General features: G+C 61.7%; 17 protein-coding genes. 4 read left to right on the top strand and 13 right to left on the bottom strand.

The genetic code is table 11. The features are described 5' to 3' along the window. Nucleotides 1-27: 27 nt before the first annotated feature. The 4 genes from ABC977_RS10845 to ABC977_RS10830 all read right to left on the bottom strand — a co-directional run bounded on the left by ABC977_RS10845 (nucleotide 28) and on the right by ABC977_RS10830 (nucleotide 3193). The gene (locus ABC977_RS10845) at nucleotides 28-441 is read right to left on the bottom strand and encodes a PRC-barrel domain-containing protein (protein WP_369667283.1); all 414 of its coding nucleotides are present in this window, start codon (nucleotides 439-441) and stop codon (nucleotides 28-30) included. Next, the gene (locus tag ABC977_RS10840) at nucleotides 438-632 is read right to left on the bottom strand and encodes a hypothetical protein (RefSeq protein WP_369667282.1); all 195 of its coding nucleotides are present in this window, start codon (nucleotides 630-632) and stop codon (nucleotides 438-440) included. Before ABC977_RS10840 ends, ABC977_RS10845 begins: the two co-directional genes overlap by 4 nt. Before the next feature lie 645 nt (nucleotides 633-1277). Further along, nucleotides 1278-2234, bottom strand: coding sequence for a hypothetical protein (locus ABC977_RS10835; RefSeq protein ID WP_369667281.1), 957 nt, complete (start codon nucleotides 2232-2234; stop codon nucleotides 1278-1280). 527 nt (nucleotides 2235-2761) lie between these two features. Continuing rightward, a complete protein-coding gene (locus ABC977_RS10830) occupies nucleotides 2762-3193 on the bottom strand; it encodes a DUF1523 family protein (RefSeq protein WP_369667280.1) in 432 nt (143 codons plus the stop codon). Nucleotides 3194-4082: 889 nt separating this feature from the next. On the opposite strand from ABC977_RS10830, the gene ABC977_RS10825 reads away from it, so the two are divergent. From ABC977_RS10825 to ABC977_RS10815, 3 genes are all read left to right on the top strand, one after another. After that, nucleotides 4083-4259, top strand: a complete 177-nt coding sequence (locus tag ABC977_RS10825) for an entericidin A/B family lipoprotein (protein WP_439849183.1) — start codon at nucleotides 4083-4085, stop codon at nucleotides 4257-4259. 54 nt (nucleotides 4260-4313) lie between these two features. Continuing rightward, nucleotides 4314-4529 (top strand): YgaP family membrane protein, encoded by a 216-nt coding sequence (locus ABC977_RS10820; RefSeq protein WP_369667279.1) that lies wholly within the window; start codon nucleotides 4314-4316, stop codon nucleotides 4527-4529. A 399-nt stretch (nucleotides 4530-4928) separates the two neighbouring features. Then, the gene (locus ABC977_RS10815) at nucleotides 4929-5561 is read left to right on the top strand and encodes a hemerythrin domain-containing protein (RefSeq protein WP_369667278.1); all 633 of its coding nucleotides are present in this window, start codon (nucleotides 4929-4931) and stop codon (nucleotides 5559-5561) included. 90 nt (nucleotides 5562-5651) lie between these two features. On the opposite strand, the gene ABC977_RS10810 is transcribed toward ABC977_RS10815, so the two are convergent. The 6 genes from ABC977_RS10810 to ABC977_RS10785 all read right to left on the bottom strand — a co-directional run bounded on the left by ABC977_RS10810 (nucleotide 5652) and on the right by ABC977_RS10785 (nucleotide 12832). Beyond that, nucleotides 5652-7907: a nitric oxide reductase activation protein NorD gene (locus tag ABC977_RS10810; RefSeq protein WP_369667277.1), complete on the bottom strand. Its 2256-nt coding sequence runs from the start codon at nucleotides 7905-7907 to the stop codon at nucleotides 5652-5654. A 6-nt stretch (nucleotides 7908-7913) separates the two neighbouring features. After that, complete coding sequence (locus ABC977_RS10805) at nucleotides 7914-8783, bottom strand: CbbQ/NirQ/NorQ/GpvN family protein (RefSeq protein ID WP_369667276.1); 870 nt, start codon at nucleotides 8781-8783, stop codon at nucleotides 7914-7916. Continuing rightward, nucleotides 8780-10171: a ribulose-bisphosphate carboxylase gene (locus ABC977_RS10800; protein WP_369667275.1), complete on the bottom strand. Its 1392-nt coding sequence runs from the start codon at nucleotides 10169-10171 to the stop codon at nucleotides 8780-8782. The genes ABC977_RS10805 and ABC977_RS10800 overlap by 4 nt, the downstream gene beginning before the upstream one ends. A 333-nt stretch (nucleotides 10172-10504) precedes the next feature. Then, the gene (locus tag ABC977_RS10795) at nucleotides 10505-11473 is read right to left on the bottom strand and encodes a GGDEF domain-containing protein (RefSeq protein ID WP_369667274.1); all 969 of its coding nucleotides are present in this window, start codon (nucleotides 11471-11473) and stop codon (nucleotides 10505-10507) included. Beyond that, complete coding sequence (locus ABC977_RS10790) at nucleotides 11470-12525, bottom strand: cobalamin B12-binding domain-containing protein (protein WP_369667273.1); 1056 nt, start codon at nucleotides 12523-12525, stop codon at nucleotides 11470-11472. Before ABC977_RS10790 ends, ABC977_RS10795 begins: the two co-directional genes overlap by 4 nt. 10 nt (nucleotides 12526-12535) lie before the next feature. Beyond that, nucleotides 12536-12832, bottom strand: coding sequence for an antibiotic biosynthesis monooxygenase family protein (locus tag ABC977_RS10785; RefSeq protein ID WP_369667272.1), 297 nt, complete (start codon nucleotides 12830-12832; stop codon nucleotides 12536-12538). A gap of 437 nt (nucleotides 12833-13269) precedes the next feature. Here ABC977_RS10785 and ABC977_RS10780 point away from each other — a divergent pair, with 437 nt between their 5' ends. After that, the gene (locus tag ABC977_RS10780; protein ID WP_369667271.1) at nucleotides 13270-14031 is read left to right on the top strand and encodes a lipid-binding SYLF domain-containing protein; all 762 of its coding nucleotides are present in this window, start codon (nucleotides 13270-13272) and stop codon (nucleotides 14029-14031) included. Between the two features lie 225 nt (nucleotides 14032-14256). Here ABC977_RS10780 and ABC977_RS10775 read toward each other — a convergent pair whose 3' ends face one another. The 3 genes from ABC977_RS10775 to ABC977_RS10765 all read right to left on the bottom strand — a co-directional run bounded on the left by ABC977_RS10775 (nucleotide 14257) and on the right by ABC977_RS10765 (nucleotide 16172). Then, a complete protein-coding gene (locus ABC977_RS10775) occupies nucleotides 14257-14400 on the bottom strand; it encodes an entericidin A/B family lipoprotein (protein ID WP_369667270.1) in 144 nt (47 codons plus the stop codon). Between the two features lie 153 nt (nucleotides 14401-14553). Beyond that, nucleotides 14554-15420, bottom strand: a complete 867-nt coding sequence (locus tag ABC977_RS10770) for an N-formylglutamate amidohydrolase (protein ID WP_369667269.1) — start codon at nucleotides 15418-15420, stop codon at nucleotides 14554-14556. Between the two features lie 35 nt (nucleotides 15421-15455). Continuing rightward, nucleotides 15456-16172 carry a transglutaminase-like domain-containing protein gene (locus tag ABC977_RS10765; RefSeq protein ID WP_369667268.1) on the bottom strand — a complete coding sequence of 239 codons (717 nt, stop codon included), beginning with the start codon at nucleotides 16170-16172 and terminating at the stop codon, nucleotides 15456-15458. Between the last annotated feature and the right edge of the window lie 530 nt (nucleotides 16173-16702).

Here is a 16702-nt window from a genome sequence, read left to right as displayed (position 1 = left end):
AGACGGTACCATCCGGACCTTCGGCACTCAGCCTCCTAGGTGATCCGATCGCCTTGCGTAGTAGGACTCGACGGCCGAGTTCCAGGTGGTATCAGCCATATTCGGCCAATGATCCTTGTCGAAGCCCGGTGCATTCTTTAAGCGCTCGGCATCGACGTCGAGCATGAAACGCTTGTTCACCTTGTCGAGCTTCAATGCCTTCCACGGAACAGCGAACAGGCGATCGCCCATGCCCAGGAACCCGCCTGAAGACACAACGGCATAACGTATCTCGCCCTCTGTCATATCGAGCATAACGTCCTCAATCTTGCCGAGCTTTTCATCCTGCATGTTACATACTTCGTTGCCGGTTATGGTGGCGGCACTCAGCAAAAGGGCTCCGGCCTGCATGTCATCGGTGGCGTCGTACCAGCTCTTCGATTGCGTCGTTGACAAGTTCATTTCATCTCCTTCTTGGTTGACTTCGTTGCCTTCTTGGGGTCATCATTAACTTCTCCTAACACGGCTCCAGTCTTGCCGCCATGCTTGTCGGCTTTACCCTGGTGCTTCGGGGTTTCGTTGTCGGCAACCTTGCCAGAAAACTCTTTCCTCTTTCCCTCGCTCGTATGACCTTTGCCCTGATTCTTGTTCATGAGCTGATCTCCAGATGATCGTGCCGTTTGGGTTCTGCGTCTTGCCGATGAACTCAGGTAGACGCAGTGTGAGGTTGCCAAGGTAGTTGACGCTCGAGGTGAAGTCTGTGCGTTGTCCAACATATGCCGAATCATTCGTCGCGTCGCCGACCAGCAGCCGTGCATCGCCGGCGCTGCGCAGATACAGATATGACCTCGGGGACTCCCACAGCAGCATCAACTTCGCTGACGGTGCGTTCGAGTCATCATCGACAATAAGGTCATATTAGCAATGACGGATGCGTTTGCCCTGTGGATGGCGCCGATTTGGCTGAGATCGTGTCGGGATTTTTCGACGCGATTGCTGCCCATCGCCATCTATCCCGCGACGGCGATCCACCGTTTATCTGAGATCAAGAACCGGGGCGGCGGATCGTCCAGCGAGGAATCAGGCCAGCAAGAGCTTACGCTCGCCTTCCTATTTTGCTCATGACCTCGCTTTAGGGCTTTGGAGAAGCCAGGTCAGCCCCCCTGTCCAAGGGGGGTTGCGCGGCAATTAAAGCAGGATGGCTAGCAGGATGATGATGGGAATTGGGAGACCCAGAGCCCAAAGGAGTATATACCGCATCGTTATTTACCTCGCTGGCTGCCAGAAAGCTGTAAGTGTCAAATTTGGACGTTGTCGCGCTGCCGACCGCCGAGGGTGGCGGCAAAGCTGGCGCTGAACGCCCCGATCAGCAGTCCCAGGAACATCCACAGAGAAAAAGTCGCCATCAGTTCCCGGGCCGTATCGGCTGTCTGCCGTGCCTTCATTTCCAGTTCCGCGATCTGCGCTTGTGCTTCGCTGATCCGGCTCTCTGCCTGGGACTGAGTGATGCCCGTGTGCTGCGAGATCACTCGCGCCAGATACGTCCTGTCCATATCCGGCATGTCCTCCCAACCGTTGGCGAGAATACGTACTGCCTCGCTGCGGATTGCCGTCCAGTCCCAGTCGGTCGCGCCAGGTCCGGCGGTAACGCGAGTCGCCTCGGCACGGTCTTGACGAAACAATGTATCCGCGAAATAGTCGAAGGGGCCGCTGGCGTCTCCTTCGGACTGTTGATTAACGCCTGCCGTGATTGCAGCGCCGCCGGTCGTAAACGCTGCCCCGGCAGCAGTAGCGCCGGCCTGGGCTGTGCCGCCGATGATCGCCGAGGAGGTCCAAACGACAAATGCCGCCGTGATCACCAGGCTGACCGCCCAGACCAGGAAGCCGTGAGCGGTGTCCCGGAAAAACACTTCGTCGGTATGCACGTCGGTCCATTTGGTCCGCAGTCGGCCGGCAAGGTAGCCGCCCATGCCACCGGCGATAATCTGCAGGAGTATGAGCCAGACGATAGTGGCAATGCCGATGCCCTCGGCCGACAAGCCTTCTCCTGCCCAGGGCGAGACGGTCAACAATCCGAGGCCCGTGCCCAGAAGCAAAAGACTGATCGCAAGCGCTGCAGCGACGGCTGCGCCGGCGATGACCGCGGCCCAGGAAACGCCGGAGGCCCGCGCCTCGTTACCTGTGTTCGGGAGGAGCGGGTTATGCATTCCCGATCTGGCGGAATGGCCCGCCAGGGTGGATTCAGCCATTGTCATGTCGCGTATCCTTAGCAGAGAAGGGGAGACTGCATGATGCGATGTGGCCGAGCCGCGGTTCTGTTCGCTGGCACACGTAGCCGGTCACATTAGAACGTCATTGCAGCGATGCGAGGATGCCATCGATTAACCTGCGTACTAGGACGGTGCAGAATCCGTGCGGCGAGGCACAGTGGAGTTAGTGTGCTGCCGGCCATTACGGGCCGGGAAGCCGGGCGAACCTGTATTGTTTGATCGATGAAGCGGCTGCCTCGCATCAGCCGCGTGCAATCACGGGTAAGGCAACACCGTGGCGCTGGTTTACGCGGACGACTGGGAGGCGGTTCACGCGACCTTGTTTCTGCTTGCGGTTACCGACGCCCTAGGCCTAGCGCATTCACCGGGCCAGAGCAACCATGCGCTGCACGTGCAGCGGATGACCGTCATGCAAGACCGAGGCACTCGGTGACATCATCGACTCGATCATCCCGGATCGAACATCCAGGTCACCAATGGGTGGCAAGGGGGTCCTGAATAGTGACGCGCCATTACCGTCGGTCGGGGGACATGGGGACAGCGTGCTCTTCGGACGACGCCGGCGATGAGGCCGTGAGACATCTCTCCGGGGCATCGATGAAACGGACATTGGGGAACATGTTCAGCAACGGGATGCGCATGCTGTAACCGTGCACCTTGACCGCCTCCTCCGGACAATGGCGGGCGACGCGGCTGGCGTCCGACTGCACATCGGCCGAATCGAATTTGAAATACGGTGGCCAGAAGCCGGCGTCCTCGTTACGGAAAACCAGCGAGTCGGTCGTGCCAGAGCGCAGGGTCTCGATCCGATACTGAATCGCGCGTCCGTCGCCGGTGACACCGGTGATCTGGACATCCCAGGACCGGGGGCCAATCCGGAAGTAGGCGAATACGAGTGCGATGACGACGATGGTCGCAAGCGCGATGGTGAGCTTCTGTTTCATGCTTCTGGCTCCTTTGCTGGCTCCTTTGGCTACGGGAGAAACGACGGCATCCACTGCCGGTCAAAGCGAGTTAGTGTACGCCTGATTAACGGAATGAATTCGGTTTCGCCATTCGCGTTTTGCCCTGGACCACGGGCGCGTGCAGGTCGGCGGCCAGCAAGCAACGGTCACCGCGGTTACAGAGGTTTAGTTCGGCGGGTAGAAGCTCGACCAAAATCCCTGTTCGCGGCGACCGCACTCGAGGGGCTCCTCAAACTCCTGCTCGACATACCGCGGTGCGCGATGGCCGACCTTACCGAAGCCCGAGGAACCCAAGGATGAACAGGATGATCACGACGGCGCCGACGATATAGATGATCTGGTGCATGGGACATCTCCTCTGTATGGACGGGTCCAGTGCTGGACTGCGTCAACCTGGTGGTTCGCTTCCCACGGTATGCACGGCCGGATGTCGCGTCGGTGCGGTACCGCACAGAGCGTCCGGATGTCAGCCAGCCATCGCGGTGGCCCCTGGACGGGGGCGAAGCGCAGCGAGCCGTTTGGGCGCTCGACAGCGATTTCCGCCTGATCCCGGCCATGCCTTGATCGGCATTCATAGCTTTGGCCGTAACGCACATTGCATTCTGTAGAAGCCCTGGCGGGTCTTGATGGATTGCGCATAAGTTCGCTAGCGCACTGACGAGGCGGCCCGTTTGGCATAGATTGCACATCACCGAGAGTAATCGGTGGCAGACAGAGGTCATGTAGGCTCGGCGTCGAGCCCAGTTGAAATCACTGCCCTCGATTCAACGCGCGCCGAACGCGACCACACCGGTCGTCGTCGACCTGCTGGGCAGCGGTCGCTCGGGAGCCGATGACAGCAGGACCTGCCGACTGTGGCGCTACGGCAATGGATGGCACCAACAAACAACAGGTGATGGTGATGAATAAGCTTATAGCACTGATTTTTTTGATCGCGATCGGCGGATTGTCCGGCTGCAATACCATCGAGGGCGCCGGGAAGGATATCCAAAGCGGCGGCAGCGCCGTGAGCGAAACGGCCAGGGACGTCAAGAAGGAGATGTAAAGCGGCTCGCAGGTCGATCAATCCCTCAATCCTCAAACCACTGGAGCACTGACCATGAACTTTGATTATAGCAAGCACAACGTTGGCAACATCGATCGCATGATCCGTTTGATTGTCGGCGGCCTCCTGATCCTTGTGGCCTTTCTCGGCAGTAGTTGGGTGGCCTTGGCCGCGCTGATTGGCGCGGTGCTGATTGGCACCGCCTACTTCCGATTCTGCCCGTCCTACACGCTCTTCGACTTCAGCTCCAACAAGGAGGTCCCCTTGTGAGCAAGGATGCCCCCCTATGAGTAAGTAAGCTCCCGCCCCGCCCACCGACCCGGTCATTCGGCATGCCTTAACCCGTAAGGCCTGCCGTTTGCCGGCCGTCGGGTGGGCGAGGGCGCTTGTTTTCGGTTGGCGTTGCCTGGCGGTTCGGGGAAGCCGACACTCGTCGTGCTTCACCAAGATCGCGCAGGGGAGCCGCCGCGCAACAGGAAAGCCCCAGAATGCGGCTCCGCGGGCCGCTGCTGGTGTTCGCCAGGGAGGGTTGCGCTCCACAAGAAAAGCAAAGCCTATGTGTGCCGTCGCACCGAGCGGGCTTGTCCTTGGCTGTAGGGTGGGCGCTGTGACATGGAATATATCAATCCATGCTCAGGTCACGAGCCACCACAGTCCCTGGAGACAGTTATGCGCAAAGAAAAGGTCAAAGGCCGCACCGAAGAAACCAAAGGCAAGGTAAAGCAGGTGGCTGGCAAAGTCGGGGGTAATGGGGCAATGGAGCGAGAAGGAGCAAGCCAGAAGAATGCGGGCAAGAACCAGGCAGCTTCTGGGGATGAGAAGAAAGCTGCGAAATCGTCGAGTTCGCCCAAAGCTCAGGGGGCAACGGCCTTATTACGTGCTGATCACAAAATCGTGAACGAGCTTTTTGACGAGTACGAGAAAACCAACATCAAGTCCAGGAAAAAGAGCCTCGTATCCCAGATCTGCGCTGAGCTTACGATTCATGCGCAGGTCGAGGAGGAAATCTTCTATCCGGCGATGAAGGAGGCCCTCAAGGACAAGGGACTGGTGCCGGAGGCTATCGTCGTGCACGCCACGCTCAAAGATTTGATCGCGGCAGTGGAAGGCGCGGAACCGGATGGGGAGAACTTCGATGCGAAGATCAAGGTGCTGTCCGAGTATGTGAAACATCATGTCAAGGAAGAGCAGAACGAGATGTTTCCCAGGGCGAGAGATTCGAAGCTGGACATGAAGGAGCTTGGCGCCCAAATGGCGTCGCGTAAAGAGGAGCTGCTCGCGGAACGCGCGCGGCGAGCATAAAGAGTTATTCGGTGCGGGTGCGCGAAGCCCTGGTCGCGGGGCCGCTGTCCTTCCTCCGGATCAAGCAGAACGGCACGCGACGGGCCGGCGCTAGCGCGTCAGCGTCATGAACAGCTGCGGCAGGCGTTCGGGCAGGCGCTCGACGCAGTCGATGACCGTGTAGCGCCGGCCGAAAATGTCGCCGACATACTCATCGGCGCAGGGGTCGAGGTTGATGCAATAGCTGTAGACGCCGTCCCCGTCGAGTTCCTGCACGGCCTTGCGGGCGTCTTCGATCAGGCGCTTGGGGTCGGTCTCGTCGATATCGGCGGGCTCGCCGTCGGTGAGGACCAGCAGCAGCCGCTTCTCGGCCTTGCGCCGGGCCAGCGCACGGCCGGCGTGGCGCATCGCCGCGCCCATGCGGGTGGACCAACCGGCCTGCATGGCCGCGAGCCGTGCCTTCACCGGGTCACCCCAGGCCTCGGAGAAGCCCTTGATGTGCTGATAGCGCACCTCGTGGCGGGTATTCGACGAGAAGCCGCCGATGGCGAACTCATCACCCAGGGTATCGATGGCCCAGCCGAGCAGGGCAACGGCGACCTGGCTCAGTTCCAGGATGCTCTGGGTGCTGCCCTCGGGGGTCAGATTGACGGACTCCGACAGGTCGATCAGCAGCGACACGGCGATGTCGCGGCCATCGGTGCGATAGCTCATGTTGATGCGCGGATCCGGCTGGCGGCCGGCGCGCAGATCCGTCAGCGCGCGGATGGCGATGTCGAGGTCCAGCTCACTGCCGTCCTCCTGATAGCGCTCCCGCACCAGGTGCTGGGGCTTCAGCAGGTCGAGCAGTTGCTTCAGCCGTTTGGCTAGGCCGGCGTGGTGGGCCAGCAGCCGGTCGATGTGGCCCGCGTCCCCTGGCGGGTGTAGGCTTTCGTAGAGGCTTACCCAGTCGGGCCGGTAGAGCCGGCCCTGGTAGTCCCACTCCGGATAATGGCGCGGCGGCAGCCGGTCGGGTTCGGCTTCCTCGACTTGCCGGCGCGGTGCCTCGAAGCTCTCCTCCTCGTCGCCGGCCTCGATATAGCGCCACAGGTGGCGGTTATCGTCGCGGTAGTCGATCTCGGTGTCAGCAAAATAGACATTCGCTGAGAGATCGGACTGGCGCCGGGTGCGGGCGATATAGGCCACGGCCAACGCCGCCACGTCCGCCGTCGAATGCCCCGGCTGTGCCATCAGCGCAAAGAATCGCGCAACGAAGTCTCGCAACGCCGGATCGCGATACTCATGCTCGCGTGCGAGCACGGCGTAGGAGAACATCGCCAGGCGATGGCGGATGCAGGAGGCCTGTTCCGGGTCGCAGGCGTCCTCTACCGGCCGCGGGTGCAGTGCGAGCCACAGCGGGCGCAGGCCGGCATACTGCTGTAGCGCGAGGTATTCGACGCGGCTGTCCTCGAAGGTCTCGATGGCCACGCGCTGGAACGGGCTGTAGTTGTCCGCGATCATCGGCACGCTCCAGCGCCGGTGGGCGGCGATATGGGCGAGCAGCGCGCGGTAGCGGTCGAGCCCCGAGACCCCGGCCCGTGCCTCGTAGACATCGGGCAGCCGGATGCCGAGGGCGTCGTAGTAGGGCATCGGCTTGCGCAGCAGGTCGAAGGCCAGCGAATAGGGCACGAACTGGGCGCCGTCCCGCCACAATGCCCGCAGATACAGCGTGAGCCGGCGCTCTTGATCGGCAAACAGGGTCCCGTTGCGCTCGCGCTGGAAGATCGCCCGGCTGTCCGCCGACTGCAGGCTGAAGTAGTCCTGCTGGCGCTCCGGGTGGTCCAGATAGTGTTGCAGGCCATAGTCGATCCAGTTCTGTAGACCGGCTAACGACAGCTCCGCGAGCAAGAGCGGCATGCGCTCGAGTAGCAACCGCAGACCGGGGCTCGGGATGGTGGCGGACTGGTTGCCATGGATCGATGAGCTGGTGCGGCGCGCGAACCCCATCAGCAGGTCGATGTAGTGCTCGAACAGCGTGTAACTGCCGAGTCGGGCGGTGACGCCGACGATGCTCTGCATGAAGGCCGGGATGGCACCGCCGTTGGGGGTGCGCGACAGGCGCCAGACGCTCCGCGACACCAGATCCAGCGCCTCCTCGCCGAGGCGCTCCGCGATCCGGGGCATCTCCTCGAGATAGATCAGCACCGGCTCGACGCCGCGGCCGATCATGCAGACCAGCGAGGCGCCGTCCAGATAATCGGCCATGCCCTGCTCGGACAGCCGCGTCTCGGCCTCGCGCAGGCAGTCATCGAAGACCGGCTCGATCTCGGTGAAGTTGCAGCCGAGCCGAGCGCGATAGCCGGCCCGGCGGAGATCGAAACCTGGCATGGCGGATCAGCCGGCCTGGCTTGGGACGCTGGACGGGTCGCCGGAGCGGGCGACGGGCCGGGCGTCGGACTGGACCTCGAACAGGGCGTCGATGGCGTGGTACAGCGTCGAGCGGATGTCCTTGTCATCGGTGATCGGATCGACCAGCGCCATCCGACAGGCCGCGCGCGGTGCCACCCCGCGCTTGAGCAGCCGTGCGGCGTAGACCAGCAGGCGCGTGGAGATGCCCTCGTCGAGGCCATGCCCCTTGAGGTTGCGCGCGGCCCCGGCCATTTGCACCAGCCGCTGGGCCAACGCCGGGTCAGTGCCGGTCTCGGTGGCGATGATGCCGGCCTCGGTATCGGCATCCGCATAGTCGAAGTGCAGCGCCGTGAAGCGCTGCTTGGTGGACTGTTTGAGGTCCTTCATCAGGGACTGATACCCTGGGTTGTACGAGATCACCAGTTGAAAATCCGCGTGCGCCTCCAGCAACTCGCCCTTCTTGTCGAGCGGCAGGACGCGGCGATGGTCGGTGAGCGGATGGATCACCACGGTGGTGTCCTGGCGTGCCTCGACGATCTCGTCGAGATAACAGATCGCGCCGATGCGGGCCGCGGTGGTGAGCGGCCCGTCGAGCCAGCGGGTGCCACCGGCATCGAGCAGATAGCGACCGACCAGGTCGGACGCGGTCATGTCCTCGTTGCAGGCGACGGTGATCAGGGGCCGGCCGAGCCGCCAAGCCATGTATTCGACGAAGCGGGACTTACCGCAGCCCGTCGGCCCCTTGATCATCACCGGCAGGCGCTCGTCCCAGGCCGCCTGATACAGCGCCACCTCCTCATGCAGCGGCTGATAGAAGGGTTCTTGTCGGATGAGGTACTGAGCGGTATCGCTCATCGGTGCGCCGCGGCGCCGAGCTTGTCGCGCCAGCCCGGATAGATCTGGTCGGCATCCTGCGGGAAGGAGGCAAAGGCGCGGGCAAACTCCGGATGCTCCTTGGCCCACTCGATCGGGTCGGCACCGGCCTTCCAGCACTCGTAAGCCTGACGCAGCGACTTGGCACCGGCCGCCGGGCTGTCGATATGGCCATACGAGCCGCCACCGGCGGTATTGATCACGTTGCCATGGCCGAGGTTTTCGAAGAAGCCAGGCAGGCGCAGCGCGTTCATGCCGCCGGAGATGATCGGCGTGGTCGGCTTCATACCGAACCACTCCTGGTGGTAAGCCGGGCCGGTGAAGCTGTCGCGCTCGATGACATAGGCGATGGCGCGATCCTCCTTGCCCCCCTCCATCTTGCCGTAGCCCATGGTGCCGACATGGATGCCGGAGGCGCCCTGCAGCCGCGCCATCTTGGCGAGCACATAGGCGCTGTAGCCACGCTTGGCACTCGGCGAGGTCACGGCGCCGTGACCGGCACGGTGATAGTGCAGGTACTGGCCTGGATACTGCCGGCGGGCGGTCGTCACCATGCCCGGGCCGCCGACATAGCCATCGACCAGGAAGGCGACCTTATCGGCGTCCGGCCCGAAGGTCTCCAGGATGAAATCGGCCCGCGCGCACATCTCGAAGTGATCGTCGGCGGTGATGTTGGCCGAGAACAGCTTGGCCTCGCCGGTCTCGTCCATGGCCCGCTTCATCGCGTCATAGACCAGCGGATAGACCTTCCTGGCCGGGCAGAACACCTGGTTGCCCTGGGGTTCGTCGTTCTTGATGAAGTCGCCACCGAGCCAGAACTGATAGGCCGCCGCGGCAAAGGGCTCCGGGCGCAGGCCGAGCTTGGGCTTTATGATGGTGCCGGCGATGTAGCCGCCGTCCTGCATCGGGCGACCGAGGATCCGCCACATGTCGGTGATGTCCTTGGACGGCCCATCGAACAACTGAATGGCGCGTGGCGGCATGAAGAAGTCGTACATCTTCGCGTGCTTGATGTCGCCCATGCCCTGATTGTTGCCGATCGTCAGGGTCAGGAAGGACACCAACATCATGCGGCCGTCGATCATGTTCCGATCGAACAGATCGATCGGATAAGCGATCCGCATCTCCTCGGTCGCTTCGTCGATGTGGTAGACCAGCGCGTCGAAGTTCTTCGTGAAGTCGTCGGTGGTCGAGATCTCGACATTGGTGCCGGTGGAGGACTCGGCGGCAAAGTGAGCGGCGGACTCCAGGTAGCCGTAGCCGCTCTGCGGGGCCATCTTATAGGCGCACAGGATGTGATTGCCGCCGGCGATCAGATCCTCTTCACGAAGGCTCAGGTCGGCGTAACGGACGGATTGGTCAAGCGCCATGGCAGGGATATCCTCAGGTGGTGGTCGTAGCCGCACCGTGCGGCGGAGTGTTGGCGGCGGGCGAACCGCCCGAACCGCGGGGCCGGCCGGGTTGGTCGCACAGCATGGAGTCGGCCCGGTAACTCCTTACGGATGTGCGCCTTTAACGATCGAGAACCGGTCGCGGCTTTCGCTCCCGTCATCGCAATTCTTGATAGGTTGCGTGCTTTAGTCAACCATTGTCAGCACGCTGTCCGTTGCCGCATTACCGTATGAGGCAAGGGTGCGGTCAAGGATCGATGCGACGCATGTCGGGCCGGGCTCTCCCTTCATGGCCCGATGCCCGACCTGCCGTTACGGTTCCTCCTCGGCAACCGAAACGCGGTTACGGCCGTCGTGCTTGGCCTTGTAGAGCGCCTCATCCGCCCGTTTGAACAGCCCTGCGGAGCCCTCTTCTGGACCAAGCCATCCGGCGACTCCCACGCTGGCCGTAATCGGTGCAATGCTCTCGGGCATCGGCGTTCTCCTGATCCGGTCGCGCATGCGTTCGGCGAGTAGCCTGGCGGAATCCGTTTCGGTGGCCGGCACCAGCACGGCGAATTCCTCGCCGCCCCAGCGTGCCACCGTGTCGATCTGGCGTGCCTCGGCGCGCAGCGATGTCGCGACCGCCCTGAGCACATCATCACCGACAGCATGTCCGAAACGGTCGTTGACCTGCTTGAAGTGGTCCAGATCGACGATCAGCAATGACAGGGCCTCACGGTATCGCGCCGAGCGCGCGATTTCCCGTTCCAGTTCGTGGTCGAAGGCCCGGCGATTGGGGAGGTCGGTCAGGGAATCCGTGAAGGTCAGACGTTCCACCTCGGCGGTGCGCCGTTCCAACTCTCGATGGGTCTTTGCGAGCAGGCGCTCCTTCGCCGCGTACTCCTCGGTGAGGCGGAACAACTCCTGCCGAAGATTCCGGTCCGCCGCGATATCCTGCTCACATGCCAACAGCAACTGGCGGTCCACTCGATGCACCGTTCCCAGCCAGGTGTCTGTGTAACGGTCCACATTGCCCAGGGTCATCAGGCCCCGATACACCAGACCGGTTCGGCCGTCCTCGCCCATACGGTTCAGCTCCGCCATTTGCGGATTCACGAACAAGACCGCTGGATCCGTGTTCGAAGGCATGCTTTCCAACAAGCTCAGAAACCCACGGTTTGCCTCGGCCAGCGTACCGTCGGCCTTGAACACGGCCAGTATCGTACTGGTGGAGTCCTTGAAGAAGCGCAGGAACTGTGCGCGCGGTGTAATCGCGCCCGCGAGTCTAGGGGTCCTCACGGCCAGATTTCCGGAACCGAGGTGATATTGGGATAGCAACCGTCCAGACCCAACCGCGAACACAAGAAACCGAGACCGGCAAGCCCCGGTCCTCCGGCAATGATGCGCGGGGATTCCGGACCCAGTCGTTCGCGAATTCGGGCAACAACGTCCTTCAGCACGGGAATTTGTCGTCCGAGCGATAGCGACAAGGCCACGAGATCGGGACGAGTGTTCTCCACCTGCCGCAGCAGATCCGCCGTTGGCGTATCCGCGCCAAGAAACTGCACGGACCAGCCCTTGAGCTCGAAGGCATCCGCGAGGATACGCAACCCCAGTTGGTGATGGTTGTTGGCCACACAGGCGAGCAGCACGGAACGAGGAACCGGATCCGCAAACGGCGCGCTCACGAACTCCCGGACCAGTAGCTGGTGGATGATTGCGCTGGCCAGATGCTCCTGGGCAACACTGATCTCGCGCCGTTGCCACATCTCGCCGATGGCGCTCATCACCGGCTGCACCAGCCTTTCCCCCATCCGAATGTAACCAGATTCGCGCGTGACTTCGGATACGATCCCGGCGGCTCGAACCGAGTCTCCAGCGACAAGCGCCGCTACCAGTTGCTGACGCATCGCGTGACCGACACCGCTGTCAGCAGAGGGTGTCCGCAAGACATCGCCCGCTGAACTCGCCGATGCCATGGCTCGCCTGATCAGCGCCTGTGTTCCCGCGGCGAGGATCGGGGCCACTTCCGCCCACTGCTCGCCGGTCAATCGTTCCTGAAGCAGCGAGGCCAGGCCATCGACGGAATCACCGGGAACCTCGTAGTTCCGCATCAGCTCGACCAGCCAGGAAAGGTAATCCACGAACGGGCCCGGATGGCCCGCCGCGACAGCGCCCAAGAGAAAGTCCAGGTGCCAGTTCAGATCGGCGCGGCAACGTGCTCGCCCCGCCTCCCCCCACGGCGCCAACCGCTCGCCAATCCGGTCGTAGATGTACCGCGTGCCGTGTTCCAGGGCTTCGGCGCGCAGGCCTTCGATCGCGCGCTCGGTTCCGGAGGGCAGTGCACTCAATTCGCAACCCTCACTCGGCGACCAGTTCCATGTATGTCAGGCTGCGGCTGCCGGGTTCAAGTTTCAGTCCTTTCGGCATCCACGCATGTGATGCACGTAGATGGCCGGCGTGCCAGCGCTCGAAGCTGCCCTGGTCACGCCAGAAGGTAATCAACCAGAACTCGTTCGTCCGTTCATCGGGAGTGAGCACTTCAAGGCGAATGAAGCCCGGGTGAGCGTCCACCAGCCTCGGCCGTTGTCGGAAGGCCTCACGAACCATTCCTTCCTGGCCTGCCATCACACGAAACTGGCTCATCGCAACGAACATGGCACCCATTTCCTCACGCAGGCCCCGCCAGAATCAGTCGGACACGGTATTGGGATTGTTCATAATTCAGGCCGCCGGGCGAGTCGCCTGCCGAGCACCCGAGGTACGCCCCTGATACTGAGGGAATAATGGTGCCGATGTCCCACGATTTCAGTGGGCCTTGCCCATGCCTATGAACAAGGGCCACTACATTTTCCAGCGTATGCATCTCGCGAAGTATAAACGGCCTTCTCGTCCGACAGTAGCGGTTCCTTGCCTGCTTCGCTACCTGCGCTCGGCCCCCGTGCTTCAGTGGGCGTTGGGATGCGCCGCGCTTTCCCGCCCTACGTGCTGGGCTCAACCGCTGGATGCGGAAAACCGCATGTCCGGTGGTGTGGGAGGGGTCAGGGGCGCAATCCCGTCACCCCGACCCGATCGTGCTTGAAGGATCGGTTCCCATGAGCGTGTGGGTGGTCGCGATGCCCGTCGGTATGTGCGCTAGCGAACGGAGCATGGATGAGGCCCCGTGTAGCCTGTTGGTCGTCATCAGGACAGATCCGGCGGTTTCGGATGACACAGGCTCGCACGACAACCCTGGATGTCATGCAGAGGTGGCTTTCAACAGCGCATTTCGGAACGACCGAAAAGAGGTGAATATGAGCGCGATTTTATACAGGATGCGGAGTGTCCTTCTCGTTGTGGCGGTCCTGTTTCCGCTGACGTTAATGGGCAGTCCAGCCTTGGCCGCCACGGCCGAGGAGTTGGATCGGGACGCTGCTCAAGCCCTGCAGCTCCTCTATGAGACCAATCCCACCGCCGCGACGGTTGGTGAGGCGGCCACGGCGATTCTGGTATTCCCGAATACGATCAAGGCAGGTCTTGTCTTTGGCGGGAGCTATGGCGAAGGTGTCCTGATGAAGGGCGACACAGTCGTCGACTATTACAATTCGGTTTCCGGATCCTGGGGCTGGCAGGCGGGCGCCCAGTCGTATAGCTACGTCGTCTTTCTGATGAACGACGATGCCGTGCGTTATTTGGACGAGTCGCATGGATGGGAGATCGGTGTCGGCCCGACGGTGGTGGTGGTGAATGAAGGCGTGGCCAAGAACCTGTCATCGTCGACATTAAAAGACGATGCATACGCCTTTATTTTCGATCAAAAGGGGCTCATGGCCAGCCTGAGCATCGAAGGCACGAAAATCAGCCCGATCAAGCGTTGATTTGGATGGCGCATGGCGCCGACTGACCAGGTGGCCGCGGGTGAATTCCAACCCGCGGCCACCTGGGCTATTCTAGGGGGTTTTGTTCACGATGTAGGAGCCCCCTTGGAGCGGATAGGGCAGGTCAACAGCGCTCGCCCCGAGGCGCATCTCACTTCCTGGTGCGTGGCTAATGGTTTGGCCAGGTACCTTCTTCGGTGGCCGAGGGCCTTCAATTGCTCAGGATTACATCTGTTCTTTGACATCCCGGGCCGTTTCGCTCACGGCCTGGCCGCCCCGTTCGATGTCCTTGCCTGCCCCTTCGATCGTATGGCAGCCGATCAATAAACCGATCGTCGAAATCATGATCAGTAGGAAAAGCGTTTTCATCGGATGACCTCATTGAAGATTGTCGTCTAAGCATTCCGAGCATCATGAACCACGCCGGGTTCCTGATGGATCAGCAGGAGCGAGGACGAGGCCGTCGCGGACCGAGGAATCGGCTTCTATTCCTCGGCGCTCTCAAATTATAACATCGGCGCGTTATTGGTCCCGATCAAGGTTTCCAGGGCTAATGAACTTGGTCGAAGGTGTGCGAGTTGGCCGGGTCTCTCCTGTCGACCGGCCTAGCTTGGTCGCCTCGGTTTCGATCCGCCGACAGGCCTCGGCCAAAAGCCCCGCCCAAGCGGCGATATCCTCCGCCGTCCGAAGTCCATCATTGCGAATTTCGATCATGACGGCGGGTAGCCGGTGTCGATCGGCGTGAATCGGGACCGTGTAGTCGATGTCGTCTTCGATAGGGTAGGGCGCATTATCACCGATGGGGCCATCCAGACCGCCGGACAGCGCCTCGCGCAACAGCGTCGCGAAGCGGCGGTCGCGCCAGTGTGACACGCCGATGGGCCAGGGTCGTTCCCGACCGTTTAGGACTGGCGTAAAGCTATGGAGGCTGAGCAGCAGGCGGCGCTCGTGTGAACGTTCGCTGAGTAGCCGGTCGATCGCCTTGTGGTAAGGGTGAAACAGCCCCTCGACGCGCTGCGCGCGCTCGCCCGGGGTCAACCCAAGATTGCCTGGGATCGGTATTCCGTCGCTCTGCTCCGCGATTGAACTGGCGCTGCCGAGTGGCCGGTTGCAATCGATAACCAGGCGTGAGTAGCCGCTGAGGACCAATGGGGCATCGAGCTGGACCGAGAGTCGGCGCGCAACCTCCGCCGCGCCCGGATCCCAACCGATATGATCAGCGATCTGCTCCGGCGTGAGACCCAGTGTGCCCAATCGCCGGGGTACCCGGTGGGAGGCGTGATCGCAAACGATGACAGCACATCCGCCTGCCCGCTCGTTGACGATCTCGAACGCCGGCGGCTCGCGGGGATCGAGCAGCGCGAATCTTGTTTCGGGGCATTCAAGCATCGGTGAAGCCTATTCCAAACCCTGCTAGGACGCTGCTAGGAATAGGGATCTCTAACCTCATCGGTCCAGACCTTGAAGCTCTTGAGAATGGCCGGGCCGAAGGTGTTGCTGATCGCCACATCTGCCGCATCTCGACCCTGTGCGATCAGCACCCGCCCGACACGTGGGATCGCGTTGCGCGGATCGAAGGTGTGCCAGCGCCCGCTGAGATAGACCTCGATCCAGGCGGAGAAGTCCATCGGATCCGGAGAGGCCGGAACGCCGATATCGCCGAGATAGCCCGTGCAATAGCGCGCCGGGATATTCATGCAACGGCAAAGGGCAATCGCGAGGTGGGCATAATCGCGACAGACACCGTTTCTTTCGTTGTAGGTCTCGAGCGCCGTCTTGGTCGAGCGCGCATAGGGATAGCCGAAATAGACATGGTTGTGGACGAAGTCACAGATCGCCTGGACCCGCGGCCATCCGGTAGGCGTATTCGCAAAGCGCTGCCAGGCGATCTCGGAGAGACGATCGGTCTCGCAATAGCGGCTTCCGAGCAAATAGACCAGTGTCTCGGCCGGTAGGTCCTCGACCGCGTGCTGCATGGCGGTTGGTTCGACGGAGTCCGGGAGCCCGCTGTCACGGACGAGGGCATCGGTAAAGATCCGGATCTCGCCCGCCGGTGCGACGATACGGCTGCACCAGTTTCCGTAGCCGTCACGATATGCGGTGATCGGAACCGAGGGATTGGTGACGATGGGGTCGGTCATTATCAGGTCTGAGACGCGGCTGAAATGAACGTTTAGCGTCAGGATCATGGGTGTCGGCTTAGGACACTCGAAGATTAACTCGTATCCGATTCGGATCTGCATGTCGCACCTCCGTGCGTGTCAAACGGGGCCTATGACTTCTAGGCGCCGATGAAGAAGTTACGGTGCCATTCAGGTCATGTTTGCACTGCCATGTCTGCTCGTATGTGTGGTAACGAACGGAGTTTCGGCAATTGGATGGTGTAGGCTCTTGGTTCTCATCCTGAATGGCGCGGTGCCTGCGATGCGGCCGGCACGATGATCCTTGTTGTCCAGTCTTGATCGAAGAGTCGACTGTCGTCGGCTCAGGGGATCTTCGTTTCCGGAGGCTGGGACCTTGCCGGTCGGCACCCGGTCATTATGGGGCCATCCGGGGGCGAAACGAAAGCAAGTGTGTCGAACATCGTCATCCAAGTGGCTAGCAACGCGCATCAACGCGCATCAAGATGATCAGGTCGCCAAGGGCGTGGATTCCGTGTCATCTTCGGATG

The sequence above is a fragment of the Thioalkalicoccus limnaeus genome (assembly GCF_041197575.1).
Taxonomy (GTDB): Bacteria; Pseudomonadota; Gammaproteobacteria; order Chromatiales; family Chromatiaceae; genus Thioalkalicoccus; species Thioalkalicoccus limnaeus.
Note: the sequence above shows the minus strand (reverse complement) of the source record. Positions and strands in the feature narration are given on the sequence as shown.

What these genes read in the sequence shown, in the direction of transcription:
- ABC977_RS10830 (WP_369667280.1), bottom strand. Translation starts at nt 3,193, where the DNA reads ATGAAACAGAAGCTCACCATCGCGCTTGCGACCATCGTCGTCATCGCA.
- ABC977_RS10835 (WP_369667281.1), bottom strand. Translation starts at nt 2,234, where the DNA reads ATGACAATGGCTGAATCCACCCTGGCGGGCCATTCCGCCAGATCGGGA.
- ABC977_RS10800 (WP_369667275.1), bottom strand. Translation starts at nt 10,171, where the DNA reads ATGGCGCTTGACCAATCCGTCCGTTACGCCGACCTGAGCCTTCGTGAA.
- ABC977_RS10810 (WP_369667277.1), bottom strand. Translation starts at nt 7,907, where the DNA reads ATGCCAGGTTTCGATCTCCGCCGGGCCGGCTATCGCGCTCGGCTCGGC.
- ABC977_RS10820 (WP_369667279.1), top strand. Translation starts at nt 4,314, where the DNA reads ATGAACTTTGATTATAGCAAGCACAACGTTGGCAACATCGATCGCATG.
- ABC977_RS10815 (WP_369667278.1), top strand. Translation starts at nt 4,929, where the DNA reads ATGCGCAAAGAAAAGGTCAAAGGCCGCACCGAAGAAACCAAAGGCAAG.
- ABC977_RS10845 (WP_369667283.1), bottom strand. Translation starts at nt 441, where the DNA reads ATGAACTTGTCAACGACGCAATCGAAGAGCTGGTACGACGCCACCGAT.
- ABC977_RS10825 (WP_439849183.1), top strand. Translation starts at nt 4,083, where the DNA reads ATGGATGGCACCAACAAACAACAGGTGATGGTGATGAATAAGCTTATA.
- ABC977_RS10785 (WP_369667272.1), bottom strand. Translation starts at nt 12,832, where the DNA reads ATGTTCGTTGCGATGAGCCAGTTTCGTGTGATGGCAGGCCAGGAAGGA.
- ABC977_RS10805 (WP_369667276.1), bottom strand. Translation starts at nt 8,783, where the DNA reads ATGAGCGATACCGCTCAGTACCTCATCCGACAAGAACCCTTCTATCAG.
- ABC977_RS10840 (WP_369667282.1), bottom strand. Translation starts at nt 632, where the DNA reads ATGAACAAGAATCAGGGCAAAGGTCATACGAGCGAGGGAAAGAGGAAA.
- ABC977_RS10765 (WP_369667268.1), bottom strand. Translation starts at nt 16,172, where the DNA reads ATGACCGACCCCATCGTCACCAATCCCTCGGTTCCGATCACCGCATAT.
- ABC977_RS10775 (WP_369667270.1), bottom strand. Translation starts at nt 14,400, where the DNA reads ATGAAAACGCTTTTCCTACTGATCATGATTTCGACGATCGGTTTATTG.
- ABC977_RS10780 (WP_369667271.1), top strand. Translation starts at nt 13,270, where the DNA reads ATGAGCGTGTGGGTGGTCGCGATGCCCGTCGGTATGTGCGCTAGCGAA.
- ABC977_RS10770 (WP_369667269.1), bottom strand. Translation starts at nt 15,420, where the DNA reads ATGCTTGAATGCCCCGAAACAAGATTCGCGCTGCTCGATCCCCGCGAG.